We start from the raw sequence: 12,365 nt of genomic DNA, 5'->3' as shown, positions 1-12,365 counted from the left end.
GTAACGAATTTCAAGTGCTTCTTGCATAAGCAAGTTTTGATCCCGGCCATCCCCATGACCGGGATTTTTTTCGTGCTACCGATTTGCTTCAGACACGCTAAAGTCATGAATATCAAGCTCGAAGGCCTCAGCCAGTTCACGATAGGTGTGATAATCCCTTCCGTTAACAATGACGCGGTCAGAATTATCGTCCATACGACGGACTTCTGATTCACTGATCTCATTGATCGCGGCCAGCAGGGCATCGACATCCACTTCGACGTCGCGTTTGATGGTGTCGCTGTAAGCTTTGTCGGTCTTCATTACGGGACTCCTCTTTCAACCTACAAACGTGTCCAAGGTTAAGTATAGCCTGTGTATAAAAACGCCATTCGCGCCGGACGGCGATGTGCGTTTTTGCGTTTTGTTCTACACTGGCTCAAAACCAGAGGAGGAATGTATGAAGGTCAACGATCGGGTAACCGTTAAAACGGACGGTGGGCCGCGCCGCCCGGGTGTGGTACTGGCAATTGAAGAGTTTAGCGAAGGCACAATGTACCTGGTATCACTGGAAGACTACCCGCTTGGCATCTGGTTTTTTAACGAACTGGGGCATCCTGACGGCATTTTTGTTGAGAAAGCAGAGTAGCTCGGCGTCGGGTGGCACAACGCGTACCTGACAACGTTCTCAGAAGCAAAAATCTCTGGCCAGGCCAGAGATCAAAGGTAGGGTGCACAGGGTCTTAAGCGACTAACGCATGTTGACGAAAATCCCGTTCGTCACATTATCGGTCAGGCGTACTACGTGGTAGATCACTTGCTTATTATGCGTTTTAATTTTCCTTTTAATATTTCCTTTGTGTGACGAAACGGTTTTAGCTTTAATATTCATCTGGTCTGAGATCTGAATAGTTCCTTGGCCCGCCATCCACATTCTCAGCATACTTGATTCAGTCCTGCTTAATGATAGGGTGGGTAAGTTAACCGCTCCTACATTTTTAACTTCTTTATTCAAATAATCACCCAGAATGTCATCCAGCGACTCTGGTTTAATCGATTTAGAGCTGATTAATAAGTTTTTACGGACCAATAAATACTCATCGAAATGGATATTCGCGATCGCCATAAAAACAATAAACAGGGTTTTTGGATGCTGATTAATGATTTGCTTAATGTGCTGACTGTTGGCTGGATCGTGAATGAAACAGTCCTCATTAATAAACACCACGCCTGGTTTTAGTTCGTCACAAGCGGCTGCGAGTTCGTCAACGGTGTGTGCATCGTTGATGTCTCTCTTTCTTACCCCTCTGCTTGCCAGGTACCCGGTTAACCCTAGCCGGGTGTAGCTGCATAAATCCATAATGATCGTTGACATGGCATACCCTCACTCAATGCGTAACGATAATTCACCATCTGCCTGAGAGCTCAAAACAGCCATACGGGATGGAAAAAAATAATAAACCTGTGAGCATGACAAAGACTTTCAGGCGGACTCACTATCCCGTAAAGTTACGTATAATTTGCCAGGAATCTTCTTAAAGTAAAGTAATTATTAAGTATTGTGAGGTGCTTAGAAACAATTAAACCGCGTCAGATATATCCTGGAAGATGTTTTTCAGGTTTTATTTTAGGAATATCCTCAGAAAGACAATATCAATAGTGAGGGCTATTATTTACGTGGCAGTTCGCTGACAATATCCGCTAACAGGTTGAATATCTCGCCGAATAAATGTTCACAGAAGGGGGCGATAAGTGGCATGAGTAATGACATTAATAAAATTCCGACCGTCAACGTCAGCGGAAAACCAATGACAAACACCGATAACTGCGGCGCCATTCGGTTCAGTAAACCTAATGCCAGGTTTACTGTCAGCAGCAGCGTGATAATCGGTAGCGCGAGCATCAGCCCGTTCAGGAATATCAGCCCTGCGGCACGGGTGAGCGCCAGAAAAGCATTGCTGTTCACCGGGTTCTCACCAATTGGCAGCGTATGGAACGTATCCACCAGCATGGAGATGAGCCACAGATGACCGTTGAACGACAAGAACAACAGCATGGCCAACAGGTCGATAATGCGCGCCAGCACAGGCATGTTGAGATGGCTGCCGGGATCGACGAACGTGGCGAACGATAATCCCATCTGCAGGCCGATGAGTTCCCCTGCGGTGCGCACGGCGGCAAAGGCGAGTTGCATGGTAAAGCCGACGGCGACGCCAATCATCACCTGCTGCAATGCCACCCATACCGCATTGGCCGAGAAAATCGGAATATCCACAGGAGGGAGAGAGGGCGCGACGATAATGGAAATGATAATGCCCAGCCCCACTTTGACACGCTTGGGGATCGATTTCTCACTGAGAATCGGGGCTGTTGAGATCAGCGCCATGATGCGCAGCATTGGCCAGAAATAGACGCCAAGCCACTGAACCCACTGGTCGCTGGTGAAGTGCAGCATCGTCAGGTCAGCCGATGATGTACGGCAGATTGGTAAACAGGTTGCGCATATAGTCCAGCAACAGGTTCAGCATCCACGGCCCGGCAACGATAATCGCCACGAACACGGCGATGATTTTCGGGATGAATGACAGCGTCATTTCGTTAATTTGCGTGGCGGCCTGCAGAATACTGATAATCAGACCGGTTACCAGCGCGACAAGCAACAAAGGCGCGGCAACGGCTATCGCGATTTTCATCGCTTCCGTGCCCATCATCATGACCGATTCGGGTGTCATCGCCGTTCCTTAACTGTAGAAACTCTGGGCCAGGGAACTGACCAGCAGCTGCCAGCCATCGACCAGCACGAAGAGCATGATCTTAAAGGGCAGGGCAATGGTGGCGGGAGGAACCATCATCATACCCAGCGCCATCAGCACGCTGGCGATCACCAGGTCGATAATCAGGAACGGAATAAAAATGGTAAAGCCAATCTGAAACGCGGTTTTCAGTTCGCTGGTGACATAGGCAGGCAGCAGAATACGCATCGGAACCGCTTCCGGACCCTGAAGCTCACCGGTGTTGGACAGGCGAGCAAAGAGTGCCAGATCCGCTTCACGCGTCTGGCGAAGCATAAATTCCCGTAACGGCTGAGCGCCTTTATCCAGCGCCTCCTGCATGGAGATTTTGTCTTCGCTGAACGGCTGGTAGGCGTCGGTGTAAATCTTATCGATCACCGGCGACATAATGAAAAAGGTCAAAAACAGCGCCAGACCCAGCAGAACCTGGTTTGGCGGTGCGGAAGGGGTTCCTAGCGCGTTTCGCAGCAGACCAAAGACGATGATGATGCGGGTGAAGCTGGTCATCATCAGCAGGATGGCCGGAATAAACGTCAGCGAGGTGATGAAAACCAGTGTCTGAACCGGGAGCGACCAGCTTTGGCCGCCGCCAGCGAGGGGCGTTGAGACCAGACCAGGCAGTTGCGCATAAACTGCGGGAGCAAACAGACCCACGCCCGCAAGCGTAAGGGATAACAAACGGCGCATCAGGATCTCCCGGAACGCTTAAGCAAACTCTTCATAACGGACTGGAAATCCGCAGGGGCGTCTGCGCGCTCGTCCACCAGAACAGGAGCGGGCGGCAGTTTATGTAATACGTTGATGTTTGAGGCAGTGACGCCCAGAACCAAACGCGCATCTTCCACATCGACAATGACCACGCGTTCCCGTGGCCCCAGTGTGGTGCTGGCGCTGACCTTCAGACCGCGGGTACCGGCGGTTTTACCCGCCAGACCAACGCGTTTCGCCAGCCATGCGGCGATAAGAATAAAGGCAATAATACCGAACAACGCCCCGCTCACCTGTAGCAGAGGTGAGCCGGGGACGGCAGAAGGTTGTGATATTGTTGCCTGAGTTTTCATGCTTAACGGCTCAGACGACGCATACGTTCAGACGGGGTAATGATGTCGGTGATGCGTACGCCGTATTTATCGGCAACCACTACGACTTCACCCTGGGCAATCAGATAGCCGTTGATCAGAATATCCAGCGGCTCACCGGCCAGACCGTCCAGCGCCACCACGGAACCCTGCGTCAGGCGCAGCAGTTCTTTAATGGTCATACGGGTACGTCCCAGTTCCACGGTCAGCTTAACAGGGATGTCCATAATCAGGTCGATGTCCTGCAGCGTGCCGCTGACATCACCCCCACCAAGCTGCTGGAATACCGCATCCGCCGCGCTTTTGCTCGGGGTGGATTGTTGCTCGTTTAACGCGTCAGCCCACAGATCGTCCAGTGCTCCGCTGTTTTCATCGGACGGATTGTTCATGTCACTCATTTGGGCTGTTCCTCATTCAGCGAATTCAATATCGGGTTGATCAAGTGCTCAACGCGTAACGCATACTGACCGTTAAGTGTGCCGTACTGGCTTGTCAGCACCGGGACACCATCCACATGGGCAATAATGCGGTCGGGTTTTTCTATCGGCAGAACATCGCCGGGTTGTAATTTCAGTATCTGGGATAACCGCAGCGGGATATCGGCAAAACTCGCGATCAGCTCAAGCTGCGAATGCTGAACCTGACGTACCAGGTTTTCACGCCAGTTCTGGTCTTCATTGCGTGAGTTCTCCAGCGGGGGGTTAACCAACAGTTCACGCAGCGGTTCGATCATGCTAAACGGCAGGCAAATGTTGAATTCCCCGGTCAGGTTACCGATTTCTACATGGAACGGTGTGTTGACGACGATATCGTTTGGAGAGGTGGTGATATTGGTAAATTTCACCTGCATCTCAGAACGTACGTACTCTACGTCCAGTGGGTTAATGGCTTTCCACGCGTCGCTGTAAGATTCCAGCGCCAGCTTCAGCATACGGTTAATCACGCGCTGCTCGGTGTGGGTAAATTCACGACCTTCTACTTTGGTCGGGAAACGCCCGTCGCCGCCGAACAGGTTATCCACCGCAATGAACACCAGGCTTGGCGAAAACACCACCAGTCCAGTGCCGCGCAGCGGCTTCAGATGAATCAGGTTAAGGTTGGTTGGCACCGGCAGGTTGCGGGCAAACTCATGATACGGCTGAATACGGATCGCACCGACCGTGATGTCCGGGCTACGACGCAGCAGGTTAAACAGCCCCATACGGAACTGACGTGCAAAACGTTCGTTAATGATCTCCAGCGCCTGCAGACGCTCACGTACCACGCGACGCTGGGTATTCGGGTCATAGGGGCGAATATCGCTATCGCCACCAAGTCCCGGTTGCGGATCATCACTCTTATCGCTGTCGCCGTTAAGCAGCGCATCGATTTCTGCCTGAGAAAGAATACTGTCGCCCATGTCGTTACCGCAGAATGAAGGCTGTATACAGAACGTCAGTGACTTCCTGCTTAGGTTGGCCGTTTACCAGCGGGGTCGCCAGCGTTTGTTTAATGGCGTCGACCAGCTTTTGCTTGCCGACATCGGTGGCCAGCGTCGAAGCATCCTGACGAGAGAACAGCAGCAGAAGGCGGCTACGCACTTCAGGAAGATAATCATTCAGGCGCGCACGCGTGGCCTCATCTTTCAGGCGCAGCGTAATACCGACATACAACACACGATCCGCATCACCGAGATTCACGGTGAAGGTATCGAGAGGGAAAAATACCGGTGCCGGCGGTGGTGCTGGTTCGGCTTTGGCCGCAGCGGTCGAAGGTTCCTGCTGCATACGCCAGTAACTATAGCCCGCGGTGGCGCAGGCGGCGAGCGTGATCAACACCAGCAGCGGGATCCAGATGGAACGCTTACTTTTTTTGGTGATAGCGGAGTCAGTCATCTGATACGAGCTTCCTGTTTCGGTACAGCTTAATAAGGTGATTATCCCGTGTCCTGCCGACGTCAAAGCGTGGAAAAGACGGGGATAATCACGCTACCTCTGGCGTTTAGGCGAAGATGTCTACGGCGCTGTTGCCACGTGCTGCGGATTGCAGGGCGGCAGGGGTAGGCAGTATCTCATCACTCTCTTCATTAAAGCCGCCGGTATTACCGGAACGCGAAGCCTGCTGTTGCTGCTGGGAGAAGGACTGCTGCTGCCCTGCAAAGCTCTCACTGCTGACGCTGCTCTGCGCAAGCTGAATACCGTTCTCAGCCAGCGATGTCCGTAGTACCGGCAGGGCTGCTTCCAGTGCTGCACGCACGTGGCTGTGCGCCGAGACCATCTGCAGTTGCGCCTGGTTATCATCCAGTTTAAGCGAAATTTGCACCTGACCCAGATCTTCCGGGTGCAGACGCAGCTCCGCTGTCTGTTGTCCCTGCTTAGTGAACAGCGTGATGTGCTGGCTCAGGGATTGCTGCCATTCGTGAGTTCCCAGAGGCTGGCTTAACACCGGCGCAGTGGCAACGGTGGCGGCCGGCTGGCTGGTCGCGTGGCTGGACATCACTGGCGCCAGGGTTGCGGTCGGCGATGTTGAAGACGACGCGCTGGCGAGTTCTTGTTTCTCCACGGCAGCGGTTACAGCCGGTGTCGCGGGCGCGTTGTCAGGCAGAACAGGGTCGCTGTGTTTGCCCTGACTCTGATACGACGCAGAAAGCTGGGCTTTATCATGGCCTGCCAGCGGGGTGTTCTGGGACGATTGGCCCGCGCCATTCTGTGCAAGCGTCGCTGAACTCAGAACAGACTTCGCGGTAATACCGTCAGTGCCTGCCGCGTGAGCTGTGCTGGTCTGCTGGTGGGGGAGCATCGCCATCAGCGCACTCAAACCTGCCAGTTCTTCTTCGCTCAGTTCGCTTTTGCTGTCATCTTTGCTGGCTGTATTCAGGGTGTTCAGGGCATCTCCCTTTGAAAGCGGCGTCAGTCCGGAGACCAGCGTTTCCAGCGGCGTGGTTGAGGACGCTTCATCGCTATTCAGCACACCCTGACGCGAGAGCAGGTCCGTTATTTTAGCCTGCAGCGTGGTATCGCCGCTGGCGTCCTGAGCAACTTTTGACAGTTTACTGCCAGCGGCTTTCAGGTCAGCCAGGGTCAGTGGCGCATCCTTGCCTTTGCCGGTTGCATCCGTCAGGGCGCCCGCCAGCAGAGAGAGAAAGTCTTGCGCACCGTCAGTGCCTTTCCCTGTTAGCGTGCCGCCTGACAGGTCGCTGTCGCTCATCAGCAGTTGTTGCAGTGTGATCATTCCGGTTTCCTCATTGATGCGCGCTGGGCAAACTCATCCATTTTTTTCTGATCCAGACGGTTTTCCGCCAGGGTCGAGGCTGCAATCTGCCGATCCTGTAAGGTTTGCCAGGCCTGCAGCCGCTGTTTTTTCTCGCGCCAGAAATTCAGCGCGGTATCCACTTTCTGGGTCCACTGGTTAAGCTGCTGGCGATGCTGCTCTATCGCCTTCTCCAGCGTCTGGATAAACTGCTGATAGTTAATCCAGCGCTGACTGCCAATGCCCTGTGTCATATCGGTATTGAGGTTGGTGCGATATTCATGCTGATAGTCGATTAACATCTTCAACTGTTCTTCAGCCTGCTGGCACCCGCGTCGCATTGCGCCAAGCTGCAATGCGGCATCATCAACTTCTTTTTCAGCCAGATCTTTCAGCGTTGATAACGCGCTGTTTTGCGCCATAACCTTCGCCCTCCACCTGTGTTACACCTGCGGGAAAATCAGCTCCAGTGCCTGAATTGAATCTTCCCAGTCGGCACGTTCAAAAATGCCTTGTTGCAAAAACGCCTCCAGCTGCGGCCACAGGTTAATCGCTTTGTCGAGCATCGGGTCGCTGCCTTTGGCATACGCCCCCACGCTGACCAGATCGCGGTTACGCTGGAAGCTGGAGAGGAGTTGTTTGAAATTACGCACGCGGGCGTAGTGTTTCTCGGTTATCAGCGCCGTCATTGCGCGGCTGATAGAGGCTTCAATATCAATGGCCGGATAGTGCCCGGCTTCGGCCAGACGACGCGACAGCACAATGTGACCGTCAAGGATCGCACGCGCGGAATCGGCAATCGGGTCCTGCTGATCATCTCCCTCGGTCAGTACCGTATAGAATGCGGTAATGGAGCCGCCGCCGCTGATGCCGTTCCCTGCACGTTCTACCAGAGCAGGGAGCTTGGCGAATACCGAAGGCGGGTAGCCTTTGGTCGCCGGAGGCTCACCAATAGCCAGCGCGATTTCACGCTGTGCCATCGCGTAACGGGTCAGGGAATCCATGATCAGCAGCACGTGCTTGCCGCGGTCACGGAAATCTTCGGCGATACGGGTGGCATACGCTGCACCCTGCATACGCAATAACGGCGAGACATCTGCCGGTGCGGCGATAACCACCGAGCGGGCGCGACCTTCCGCCCCCAGAATGTTTTCGATAAAGTCTTTAACTTCACGCCCACGCTCGCCGATCAGACCCACGACAATAACATCGGCTTGAGTGTAGCGCGCCATCATGCCGAGCAGGACGGATTTCCCCACGCCAGACCCGGCGAACAGGCCCATACGTTGTCCACGTCCTACAGTCAGCAGGGCGTTGATCGGACGCACGCCGGTATCCAGCACATGCTCAATAGGCGTTCGTTGCAGGGGGTTGAAGGGCTGAGTAATGAGTGCGCCGGTTTCCGTAGTGTCCGGTGAAGGCAGACCGTCAAGCGGTTTACCGCTGCCGTCCAGCACGCGGCCCAGCAGGGCAGAGCCAAGCGGCAGCTGTTTCCCGCTCTGCAGTCCATCACCGATAATGTTTTTGGCGTATACACGAGCACCGGGAAGAATGCCTTCCACCTCTTCAAGCGGCATCAGAAACAGACGCTGGCCGTTAAAACCGACCACTTCGCTTTCGACTTCGCGCGTTTCCAGACCATCCTGACGCTCAATGACGCAGGTCGCACCCAGCGGAAGCTGCAGGCCGGTGGCCTCCAGTACCAGCCCGGTGGCGCGCGTCAGTCGCCCATAACGACGAACAGATGGCAGTTGCGCCATCTTCGTCTCAAAGTTGTCGAGCGTGGTGAGCCAGCGGGTGAGGCGTGCGGTCATCAGACGACTCCCGGTGCCGCAAGGCGACACAGTTCCTGCCAGCGGGTAGCCACGCTGGCATCCAGGTCACCCTCATCGGCAGAGACTTTGCAGCCGCCGTGATGTAGCGACGGGTCGCCGCGCAGACGCCAGCCGTGCAGGTTTAGCGTCGCCCCCAGGCTCTCTTCCACGCGCTGCAGGTCGTCCGGGTGAACGCGCAGCTGAGGCTTCCCGCTGAACAGCGGCTCTTGTTGCAGCAGCCCCTGAATTTGTTTGATCAGCGCAGTGTTATCCACCACCGGCGTCTGGCCGATAACCTGACGCGCGGCTTCCAGCGCCATCTGCATCAGTCGTGAGGCAATCACGCTGTCCAGCGCATCCAGCGTGTGCTGGAACTCGCTGACCAGCTGCTGCATGCGGGCATGGATCGGGGCCTGCTGCTGACGCGCCTGATCAATACCGTGCTCTAACCCTTTCGCCAGACCTTCCTGATACCCTTGCTCGTGGCCCTTCTGTCGACCTTCGTTCAGACCGGCATTATAGCCTTGCTCGTGCGCCTGCATCTGCAGCTGAGCCAGCATCTGTGCTTGTTGCTCTTCTTCACTCAGTTCAGGCTGCTCAGCATCCGGGTCGAGCGCCTCGGGCGATACCACCGCTGGCGTGAATTCGGAGAGGGGAGGTGCCAGATCGTCCGGTGTCCAGCGCTTCCACGGCATCTCATTAGACATAGGTGTCGTCTCCGCTGCCAATCACCATCTCGCCGGTTTCTGCCAGACGACGAACAATAAGCAGGATCGCTTTCTGTTCGTTTTCCACCTGAGACAGACGTACCGGGCCACGGTTGGCAAGGTCGTCGCGCAGGATATCTGCCGCACGCTGAGACATGTTGCACAGGAACTTCTCGCGCAGTGGCTGCTCGGCACCTTTGAGGGCGATAAGCAGCGACTCGGAGTCCACTTCCTGGAGCAGGCGCTGGATGCTGCGATCGTCCACTTCGACCAGGTTTTCGAACAGGAACATCTCGTCGATAATTTTCTGTGCCAGCTCGCCGTCGAATTCGCGTACTGCGGTAATAACCGCCTCTTCCTGCTGGGTTTTCATCAGGTTGATGATTTCCGCCGCCGTTCTCACGCCGCCCATTTTGCTGCGCTTGAGGTTCTGGCCGTCGAGCAGGTTGTTCAGTACTTCTGTCAGCTCCGCCAGTGCGGCTGGCTGCACGCCGCCGAAGGTTGCGATACGCAGCATCACATCGTGGCGCAGACGCTCTTCGAACAGCGCCAGAATATCGGCCGCCTGACCACGTTTGAGGTGGACAAGGATGGTGGCAATAATCTGCGGGTGCTCGTCGCGAATAAGGTCGGCGGCACTCTGCGGTTCCATAAAGTTGAGCGTTTCGATACCGCTGGCGGTATCGCGCGTTTCCAGAATATCTTCCAGCAGGCTGGCGGCACGCTCTTCGCCCAGCGCCTTGACCAGCACGGAGCGCAGGTAGTCGTTGGCGTTGACGTTGAGCGCGGCAAACTGTTCGGCTTCCTGCTCAAATTCCGACAGCACTTCGGTCAGCTGTTTATTGGAGATTTGACGCACGTTGGCCATGGCCGCACTGAGAATTTGCACTTCTCGCTGGGAGAGGTGTTTAAACACCTCTGCCGCGCGATCTTCGCCAATGGTCATCAACAGGATGACGCTTTTATCGGTGCCTGTAAGCGTATTACTCATGTTCGTTACCCATCCACTGGCGGATGACCAGCGCCACGACGCGCGGATCGTTATCTGACATTTCGCGAATGCGCTGGCTCATCACCTCAGCGCCCATGCGCTGGTTAGCACGGCGTTGCTGCATTTGTTCATCTTTGCTGAGGCGTACTTCAACCGCTTCTTCCACTTCCTGACGCGCGCTCATCTGTTCGCGAGCGGCTTTCTCGGCTTCAGCTCGACGCTGGAGCTGCGGACGAACGCCTTTACGCCACAGCAGCCACGCGACAATCAGCACCAGCAGCCAGCGTCCCGCGGACATCAGCTGATCGATAAACGCCTGCTGTTGCCAGAACGGCAGTTCACCGCCGGTCTCATCCACCGCGTTGAACGGTGAGTTCACCACGTTGAGGCTATCGCCACGCTTCTCGGAGTAACCCATTGCTTCACGGGTCAGGTCTTCGATCTGCTTCATCTGCTCGGCTGTGAGCGGCAACGGTTTGCCATCCGGCAGAGTCTTGTAGTTCACCACTACCGCAACAGAAAGACGCTGAATATCGCCCACGTTCAGTTTAGTGTGGCGAATCGTCCGATCCACTTCGTAGTTCGTGGTTTCGTTACGACTGCTGGTATGCGGACCGGCATTATTGGCCGTTGACGTAGTCTGCTGGTTATTTTGCTGACCGTTCTGCTGGTTTGCCGGAGGTGTAGAAATAGGTGCTGCGTTAGCAGGGGCAGGCTGGTTAGACAGCGCACCAGGAACACCGCCAGGGTACGCACCACCAGACTGTTCGCTGGAGTTAATCTGGCGAGAACGCATCACCGCCTGAGCGGCATCACCGTTCGGGCTGTACTGTTCTTCAGTTTGTTCTTTATTAGCGAAGTCAATCTGCGCGGTAACCTGCGCGTGCACGTTACTGTTACCCACGACCGGGCCGAGGATCGCTTCAATACGACGCTGGAGACGGTTTTCTACATCGGCGGCATATTTCAGCTGCGCGTCATTCAGATCGCGACCGGCGGTATTGGATTGCGTCAGCAGATGACCACTCTGGTCGACCAGCGTCACGTTACCCGGCGGCAGACCGGCGACAGCGCTGGAGACGAGATGCGTCACAGCGCTAATTTGCCCTTCATCCAGCGCGCGGCCAGGTTCGAGATTCACGGTCACGGAGGCGGAAGGGGATTTCTGTTCGCGGACAAATAAGGAAGGTTTAGGCATCGCCAGGTGCACTCGGGCACTTTTCACCGGGCCTAACGTTTCAATGGTACGAGCCAGTTCGCCTTCCAGGGCACGCTGGTAGTTCACCTGCTCGCTGAACTGGCTGATACCGAATTTTTCCTGATCCAGCAGTTCAAAACCGACCGCGCCGCCCTTCGGCAGCCCCTGCTGCGCCAGACGCAGACGCAGTTCGTGCACCTTATCCGCAGGAACCTCAAGCGCACCCCCGTTATCGGCAAAGCGATAAGGGATGTTCATCTGGGTAAGCTGGGTGACGATGGCACCGCCATCCTGATCGGAAAGGTTACTGTAGAGCGTCCGGTAATCAGGGCTTTTCGCCCACAGGACCATCGCTACAAGGATCGCAATTGCGGCAGCGCCTGCCACGATCAACGGGATTTTAGGATTCGCGCGAAGGCGGTTCATCCACTCGAGTGATTTATTTTGTGGCGCTGTCGATGCTGTTGCACTCATTGCGCACCTCTTAAATCCTGGTGGTTTACGTTATTCGTGTAGAGAAACAAAACTGACTCCCGGGTCGGCAAACACGACAAAAGTTCCATATTGATGGCCCTGC

The 12,365-nt window shown here is 55.1% G+C and carries 15 protein-coding genes and 1 pseudogene; 1 reads left to right on the top strand and 15 read right to left on the bottom strand.

Going from position 1 to position 12,365, the window contains the following annotated elements; all coding sequences use genetic code 11:
- Positions 1-75: 75 nt before the first annotated feature.
- Positions 76-303, bottom strand: coding sequence for a YodD family peroxide/acid resistance protein (gene yodD / locus AAHF05_RS13790; protein ID WP_028019596.1), 228 nt, complete (start codon positions 301-303; stop codon positions 76-78).
- A 136-nt stretch (positions 304-439) separates the two neighbouring features.
- Between yodD and dsrB the strand changes: the two genes are divergently transcribed.
- Positions 440-628 carry a protein DsrB gene (gene dsrB, locus AAHF05_RS13785; RefSeq protein ID WP_013097741.1) on the top strand — a complete coding sequence of 63 codons (189 nt, stop codon included), beginning with the start codon at positions 440-442 and terminating at the stop codon, positions 626-628.
- A gap of 102 nt (positions 629-730) precedes the next feature.
- Here dsrB and rcsA read toward each other — a convergent pair whose 3' ends face one another.
- The 14 genes and pseudogenes from rcsA to fliF all read right to left on the bottom strand — a co-directional run bounded on the left by rcsA (position 731) and on the right by fliF (position 12,262).
- Entirely contained in the window at positions 731-1,354 is a 624-nt protein-coding gene (gene rcsA / locus AAHF05_RS13780) for a transcriptional regulator RcsA (RefSeq protein WP_008500313.1), read from the bottom strand.
- 278 nt (positions 1,355-1,632) lie between these two features.
- A pseudogene (fliR, locus tag AAHF05_RS13775) lies at positions 1,633-2,434 on the bottom strand (flagellar biosynthetic protein FliR).
- A gap of 7 nt (positions 2,435-2,441) precedes the next feature.
- Positions 2,442-2,711 (bottom strand): flagellar biosynthesis protein FliQ, encoded by a 270-nt coding sequence (gene fliQ / locus AAHF05_RS13770; protein ID WP_008500315.1) that lies wholly within the window; start codon positions 2,709-2,711, stop codon positions 2,442-2,444.
- Positions 2,712-2,720: 9 nt separating this feature from the next.
- Entirely contained in the window at positions 2,721-3,458 is a 738-nt protein-coding gene (gene fliP, locus AAHF05_RS13765) for a flagellar type III secretion system pore protein FliP (protein WP_008500316.1), read from the bottom strand.
- The gene (gene fliO, locus AAHF05_RS13760) at positions 3,458-3,832 is read right to left on the bottom strand and encodes a flagellar biosynthetic protein FliO (protein ID WP_028019595.1); all 375 of its coding nucleotides are present in this window, start codon (positions 3,830-3,832) and stop codon (positions 3,458-3,460) included. The genes fliP and fliO overlap by 1 nt, the downstream gene beginning before the upstream one ends.
- Positions 3,833-3,834: 2 nt before the next feature.
- Positions 3,835-4,248 carry a flagellar motor switch protein FliN gene (gene fliN, locus AAHF05_RS13755; RefSeq protein ID WP_028019594.1) on the bottom strand — a complete coding sequence of 138 codons (414 nt, stop codon included), beginning with the start codon at positions 4,246-4,248 and terminating at the stop codon, positions 3,835-3,837.
- Positions 4,245-5,249, bottom strand: a complete 1,005-nt coding sequence (fliM, locus tag AAHF05_RS13750) for a flagellar motor switch protein FliM (RefSeq protein ID WP_028019593.1) — start codon at positions 5,247-5,249, stop codon at positions 4,245-4,247. The genes fliN and fliM overlap by 4 nt, the downstream gene beginning before the upstream one ends.
- 4 nt (positions 5,250-5,253) lie before the next feature.
- On the bottom strand, positions 5,254-5,724 hold the full coding sequence (gene fliL / locus AAHF05_RS13745) for a flagellar basal body-associated protein FliL (protein ID WP_028019592.1): 471 nt from the start codon (positions 5,722-5,724) through the stop codon (positions 5,254-5,256).
- Between the two features lie 106 nt (positions 5,725-5,830).
- Positions 5,831-7,060 carry a flagellar hook length control protein FliK gene (gene fliK / locus AAHF05_RS13740; RefSeq protein WP_129323336.1) on the bottom strand — a complete coding sequence of 410 codons (1,230 nt, stop codon included), beginning with the start codon at positions 7,058-7,060 and terminating at the stop codon, positions 5,831-5,833.
- Positions 7,057-7,500, bottom strand: a complete 444-nt coding sequence (fliJ, locus tag AAHF05_RS13735; protein WP_006811155.1) for a flagellar export protein FliJ — start codon at positions 7,498-7,500, stop codon at positions 7,057-7,059. The genes fliK and fliJ overlap by 4 nt, the downstream gene beginning before the upstream one ends.
- Before the next feature lie 21 nt (positions 7,501-7,521).
- Entirely contained in the window at positions 7,522-8,892 is a 1,371-nt protein-coding gene (gene fliI, locus AAHF05_RS13730) for a flagellar protein export ATPase FliI (RefSeq protein ID WP_129323337.1), read from the bottom strand.
- On the bottom strand, positions 8,892-9,599 hold the full coding sequence (gene fliH, locus AAHF05_RS13725) for a flagellar assembly protein FliH (protein ID WP_114979711.1): 708 nt from the start codon (positions 9,597-9,599) through the stop codon (positions 8,892-8,894). The genes fliI and fliH overlap by 1 nt, the downstream gene beginning before the upstream one ends.
- Positions 9,592-10,590 carry a flagellar motor switch protein FliG gene (fliG, locus tag AAHF05_RS13720; RefSeq protein ID WP_374936342.1) on the bottom strand — a complete coding sequence of 333 codons (999 nt, stop codon included), beginning with the start codon at positions 10,588-10,590 and terminating at the stop codon, positions 9,592-9,594. Before fliG ends, fliH begins: the two co-directional genes overlap by 8 nt.
- Positions 10,583-12,262 carry a flagellar basal-body MS-ring/collar protein FliF gene (gene fliF / locus AAHF05_RS13715; RefSeq protein WP_129323338.1) on the bottom strand — a complete coding sequence of 560 codons (1,680 nt, stop codon included), beginning with the start codon at positions 12,260-12,262 and terminating at the stop codon, positions 10,583-10,585. Before fliF ends, fliG begins: the two co-directional genes overlap by 8 nt.
- Between the last annotated feature and the right edge of the window lie 103 nt (positions 12,263-12,365).

This window comes from Enterobacter adelaidei (genome assembly GCF_041937165.1).
Classification (GTDB): Bacteria; Pseudomonadota; Gammaproteobacteria; order Enterobacterales; family Enterobacteriaceae; genus Enterobacter; species Enterobacter adelaidei.
This window is presented reverse-complemented; position numbering and strand designations above follow the sequence as displayed.